This is a genomic window from Candidatus Poribacteria bacterium (assembly GCA_016866785.1).
Taxonomy (GTDB): Bacteria; Poribacteria; WGA-4E.
On the sequence record VGLH01000204.1, the window covers coordinates 1 to 4,454 of the forward strand.

At 64.7% G+C, this 4,454-nt stretch carries 5 protein-coding genes; 1 reads left to right on the plus strand and 4 read right to left on the minus strand.

Features of this window, described 5'->3' with window-relative positions:
* Positions 1-262: hypothetical protein (locus FJZ36_18145; protein ID MBM3216820.1), on the minus strand; the 262-nt coding region annotated here is incomplete at its 3' end.
* 303 nt (positions 263-565) lie between these two features.
* On the opposite strand from FJZ36_18145, the gene FJZ36_18150 reads away from it, so the two are divergent.
* On the plus strand, positions 566-817 hold the full coding sequence (locus FJZ36_18150) for a glutaredoxin (GenBank protein ID MBM3216821.1): 252 nt from the start codon (positions 566-568) through the stop codon (positions 815-817).
* Between the two features lie 68 nt (positions 818-885).
* Here FJZ36_18150 and FJZ36_18155 read toward each other — a convergent pair whose 3' ends face one another.
* The 3 genes from FJZ36_18155 to FJZ36_18165 all read right to left on the minus strand — a co-directional run.
* Positions 886-1,590 (minus strand): ThuA domain-containing protein, encoded by a 705-nt coding sequence (locus tag FJZ36_18155; protein ID MBM3216822.1) that lies wholly within the window; start codon positions 1,588-1,590, stop codon positions 886-888.
* Positions 1,591-1,619: 29 nt separating this feature from the next.
* Positions 1,620-2,477, minus strand: coding sequence for a hypothetical protein (locus FJZ36_18160; GenBank protein MBM3216823.1), 858 nt, complete (start codon positions 2,475-2,477; stop codon positions 1,620-1,622).
* A 362-nt stretch (positions 2,478-2,839) separates the two neighbouring features.
* On the minus strand, positions 2,840-4,454 hold a 1,615-nt coding region (locus FJZ36_18165), incomplete at its 5' end, for a carbon starvation protein A (protein MBM3216824.1).

The following is a 4,454-nucleotide window of genomic DNA, read 5'->3' on the forward strand; positions in this document are numbered from 1 at the left end:
ATTTGTCCAACAGGATGAGCAGGTCTTCGAGGCGGCGCGTCGTCGTCGATTCCAGCGCATCCGAGGCGCGAGCGGCGTGCAGCGCCGCGTCTCCCAAAACCTCGGTGAGGATCGCCGCTTGTCCCTCGAAGAGCTGGCGCATCGCGCGCCCCCGCTGGCGCACCTCCATCAGGGCAGAACCGACCGCGAGCGCCGCCGCGACGAGTCCTACCCCGGCAAGCGCCGAAAGCCAACGACGGTTCATGCGAGCGGGACGATTCATCATGGAACCCTCTACCACGAAGGTACTCACAGACCGTCAACGTTGGCAAGCCAGCCGGTCCCGCACGCGACACGCCTAGGCGAACCCACCGGCTTTTCGCCAACATCGACTGGCAGCGCGCATGCGCCGGATGGTGATCGAGTGCGGCGGCGACGCGACCGTCTGGATCCAGACGCGCCTCGGATAGGGTTCGGCGTGGCGGTTCGCGGCGTCATCGCCCGGAGCGCCGTCGATGCCCCGCATCGAGTATCATGGGCTCGGCAGTATCTGTGAACGCCACGCCGCACCGAATGGAGGCATACCATGGCGGACCCGCGAGTCCTCATCTACACCACGACCGGATGCCCCTACTGCACTCGCGCGCTCGACATCCTCCGCCGGACGAAGACTGCCTATCGAGAGATCAACGTCGCCGGCAGACCCGAACTCCGCGATGAGATCGAGACGCTCTGCGGACGGAGGGACGTGCCTCAGGTCTTCGTCGACGGCAAGCACATCGGCGATGACGACGCCGTTGCGGAGTGGGAAGAGTCCGGTAAGCTCGCCGCGCTTTAGTCAGCGACAATACGAAGCGCCCGACCGTCTGGTCGGGCGCTTGTCATGTACGATCTGGACGGTTGCCGTCACGAAGTGGGAGCCGGTTCCCCAAGCGCCCAGAAGATGCCGTTGATGAGCAGCTTGCGGAACGCGGGAACCTCGAAGTCCTCCGGGTGTCCCAGCGACGTGTAGAAGGTGCGCCGGCCTCCCGCCGAACGTGTCCACGCGACCGGGTTGTCCTCCCGATCCTCGCGGTGGCTCTCTCCGACCGACTTGCCCATCATCAAGTACTCGCAGTCGTCCGGCAGCGGGTAGACGTAGTAGAGCCATGATCGGCAATGGAACGCCCGATCGACACCCGTCAGGATCGGGTGGTGCGCCTTCTCCGGGATGACCGTCACGTCCGTGGTGGACCCACCGCCGTAGTGGAACTTCCACGGCGTGCCGTAGACCCAGTCGCCGAACATGTTCCAGTCCTTGTGCGGCGAGTCGTCCGGGTAGCGGAAGGAGTGCGTCGACGTCCGAAGCCCGACGATGGGCTTCCGCGAATCCAGATACGCCTGGATCTTGTCGAGCTGCAGCTTGGGGATCGCGATGAACCGGAGATACGTCACGACGAGATCGGCTTCCGCCAGGGCGTCCAGTCCGGGAAGCGTCGTCAGCTCCGGCTTCGCGATGAGCACCGACGTGCTCATGCCGTATTGCGTGACGAGCTCGTGGGCGACAGGAGGCATCGTCCGCTCGGACTTGTACTCGTTCTCGCCGATGAGAAACGCGACATGATGAGCCATGCGGGGTTCCTTCTCCCAGTGCTGACCGGCTAGCGCCGGTCGGTCTTCGGACCCACGTAGCGCGTCGCCACGACGATGTCGTCGAAGTAGACGCGGTTGATCGGGTTCTTCGTCGATTGCCCGGTCACGTAGAAGAGCAGCCAGAAGGCGTTGACCTTCAGCGCATCCGTGTTGCGCCAGTTGATCCCCCCGAACCTCCCCACCGGCACGCCGTCGATCCAGAAGGCCTGCTCGCCGTCAGCGTTCGGCGGAGTGTTCGCTGTGAGCCGCATCTCGACGCAGTACCAGCGGCCGCGTTCGGGCACGACGGGCGTCTTTGGCTCGAACGAGTTGCCCCAGTACTTGCCGTCAGGAGCCCCCTTCATCTGCCACCAATACGAGTAGAAATTCCACGCCCCTGGCGGCGGGTATCGACCCCACTTGCCCGTCGGTTCCAAGCCCGTCGAGAACTTCGCGTCGCCCGCCGGCAAAAGCCCCGCCCCGCCGGAGGGCCACTTGTTGGCGTTGTTCTCGGCGACGAGGTGGACGAAGTGGTGGACGTAGTCGCAGTCCTCGGCAAACTTGACGTAGAACCGCGCGTAGACGTCGTCGTGACCGTCGAACCGCTTGAAAAGGTAGCTTCCGTTGTCCTTCCCAAGCGTGGCGGTCATGCGGACGGACTGTTTCCCGCCGTGGACGTTCGACGGGTCGCGTTCCAACTCGAGCGCGCCGTCCTGCGCGCCACGATTGTCCCAGGCGTCGAACCTCTCGCCCTCGAAGTCCTCGGCGAGAATGACGCTGGGATCGGACGCGATGCCGGCATCGCCCGGGTAGAGCTCGCTTAGGGGAACCGAAGACGCGGCATTCGCCGTCGCGGCGAACGCGCAAGCCGTGAGCCAGATGAGCACGAAGGCTCCTTTGTGGGGCATTTCTGCTCCGATCGTTTCGAGTATAGCCGTCGCCACGGAGGGGCTCAACGGACACGGTCGCGCAACGCCGCGTGATCGTGTCCTCACTGGATAGGGAACACCGACGTCCGCGAGCTCCGCAAAAGCCTCGGCATCATCGCGCCGTTCCAAGAACGCATGAGCGCGATCCACCAGGCGGGCGGCTGGATCGACGACACGACGACGTTCTGCTGGTATCAGGAGCACATCGGCTTCGACCACTCGCCGCTGCTCGGGTTGGACGAGCGCGTCAAGACGCTGCTGCACCCGAACCCAGCCGAGGATGCCTAGCCGACTATGCTCGCGCTGGCTCACAACCGGGATCAGGCGCCGGGCGTGCCCTCCATCGCCTCTGAACCGCGCTTGGACGCCACATGTGCGGCGATCTCTACGATCATCCACAGCTCTAGCGCCGCGATGACCCCGCCGATGACCAGGAGGTACCACTTGCTGCTGTCCGACGCGTACTCCGCCAGGTTGGCGATGAGCGCCCACCCGCTCATGGCGACCATGAAGAGCATCGGCAGTGCGGTGAAGACGATGGGCTTCCGGTTCCGAGCGAGCCAGACCGTGACGATCATCAGCGCCAGGGCTCCCATGAGTTGGTTCGCCGTGCCGAAGAGGGGCCACAGCAGCAAGCCGCCGGTTCCCTGCTTCTGAAACGCGAGAACCGCCGCCGTGGCGACTGCGACAAAGGTCGCCGGATGACGCTTCTGTAGGATCGGAACTCGCAGATCGGTTGCCAACTCACTGATGACGTATCGCTGGATGCGGGTCGCCGTGTCGAGCGTGGTTCCCGCGAAGGACGCGACCATGACGCCCATGATGGCGATGGCGACGTTCTGCGGGATTCCCAGCGATTCGAGCAATGCCGCCGAGCCGGAGACGAACGCGCCCAACGTTGCTTTGAGCCCACCAGCCGCCTGCCATGACGGATAGTGCTCCGCGAACGCCGCCGCTCCGCGTCCGTCCGGCAGTCCCAGCGCCGCGCCGCACGCCACGATGACGAGCGTCGCCAGAGCCGCCTCCATGAGCATCGCCCCATAGCCGATGGTCTGCGCATGGCTCTCGGAGGAGAGCTGCTTCGACGTGGTGCTCGATGACACCATGCAGTGGAACCCCGAAATGGCGCCGCAGGCGATCGTGATGAAGACGAACGGGAAGATCGGGGGACCGTCGGCGACGGCTGGGTGGTAGGTTGGGGCGATCATCGGCGGATGGGCGACGATCAGCCCGAGGACGAGCAACGCCATCGCGATGTACAGTTCATGCCCGTTGATGTAGTCGCGCGGCTGGAGGAGCTTCTGCACCGGCAAGACGGACGCGATGTAGGCGTAGATGAAGAGCGTGATCGACCAGAACGTGACGGGCGTCAGCCCAAACGGCATGGTGGGCGGCAGCGCCACCGGGACGTACGCCCCGATGACGACGAAGACGTAGAGCGTAACCGCCGCGATGATCGAGGCGACGACGTGGTTCTTGCCCCGCTGGTACATCCAGTACCCCAACGCGACGGCGATCGGGATCTCGATCCAGATGGGGATCACCGACTGCGGGAAGAGGGCGAAGATGTTCGCGATGACCAGCGTGAAGACGGCGAGAACGATGTAGAGCGCGATGACGATGATCGATAGGAACGCGCGTCGCACCCTCGGATTGACGAGCGTGCCCGCCAGGTCGCCGATAGACGTGCCGCGATGCCGCACGGACAGCACGAGCGCTCCGAAGTCGTGAACCGCTCCGATGAAGATGGAGCCGAACACGACCCAGAGAAGCGCCGGAACCCAGCCCCAGATGATCGCGATGGCGGGACCGACGATGGGGCCGGTTCCCGCGATGGACGTGAAGTGGTGCCCCAGGAGCACTTCGCGCTTCGTCGGAACGTAATCCGTGCCGTCTTTGAGCGTGTGGGCGGGTGTGACACGCGCTGGGTCGATA